This is a genomic window from Luteolibacter pohnpeiensis (assembly GCF_016595435.1).
GTDB lineage: Bacteria > Verrucomicrobiota > Verrucomicrobiia > Verrucomicrobiales > Akkermansiaceae > Luteolibacter > Luteolibacter pohnpeiensis.
Window position 1 is genome coordinate 1 of sequence record NZ_JAENIJ010000149.1, and the last position, 780, is coordinate 780.

Annotated in this window: 2 protein-coding genes; both read left to right on the top strand. The window is 57.7% G+C overall.

Features of this window, described 5'->3' with window-relative positions; translation table 11 throughout:
• Positions 1-96 precede the first annotated feature (96 nt).
• On the top strand, positions 97-543 hold the full coding sequence (locus tag JIN85_RS20665) for a hypothetical protein (protein ID WP_200274419.1): 447 nt from the start codon (positions 97-99) through the stop codon (positions 541-543).
• 7 nt (positions 544-550) lie between these two features.
• Positions 551-780, top strand: a 230-nt coding sequence (locus tag JIN85_RS20670; RefSeq protein WP_200274421.1) for a hypothetical protein, incomplete at its 3' end; no start/stop codon positions are given.

Consider the following 780-nt stretch of genomic DNA (forward strand, 5'->3'; position numbering starts at 1 on the left):
TTCCGGGATGGACCCGAAAGCCTTCGCGATTGCGGAACCGCCGTCCGCCAGCAGCTCGGTTCGTTACGGCGGGCAACCCTTACTCGATTTCTAACCATGAGCTATCCACTTCATACCATCGCCTTTGCCATCGCTGAGCGGATCGAAAAGAAGATCCCGGCGATGAAGGGTCGCGTTACGGTTTGGGACGACACGCTCACCAGCGCATTTTCGGCCAAGCTCGCGAACCTGCGCGGCAGTCATATTCTGGTGAAGCTGGAAGAGGAGAAAAACACCAGCAAGACCAAGGCCGCGCTCTACCACGGAGCCTATACCATCACTTATTTTTCCTCACGTTTGCTCACCGCGAACGAAGCCACCACTCGCGACAGCGTCATGCAGGCGCTGAAGGATCACATCCACGGCTGGTGGCCGGAGAATGTCCCGTCCAATGGCGTCGTGTGGATCAACACCAAGGCCATTTCGCATGAGTCCGCCAAGGCTGGCGACAAGCACCTCGCCGCCTCCGTGATGACTTTGGACGCGCCCCGAATCCCATCCTGACAAGTTCATGTCCGCCGAATCCTCAGCTCAACTCATCAAGCAGATGTCCGACAACGAAAAGACCAAATCCACCAAGCAAACCGAAACCAAGTTCGCCCGCGTTCTGATCAAGGAGCACGGCCTTACCCTCGGCAACTTCCGCTACCTCTCCGGAGCCGTCGCCGAAAACGTCCCGCTCGCTGATGCCGAGTTTCGCGAAAGCAAGGGCCAGCTCGAAATCCTCAACGTCATCACTGG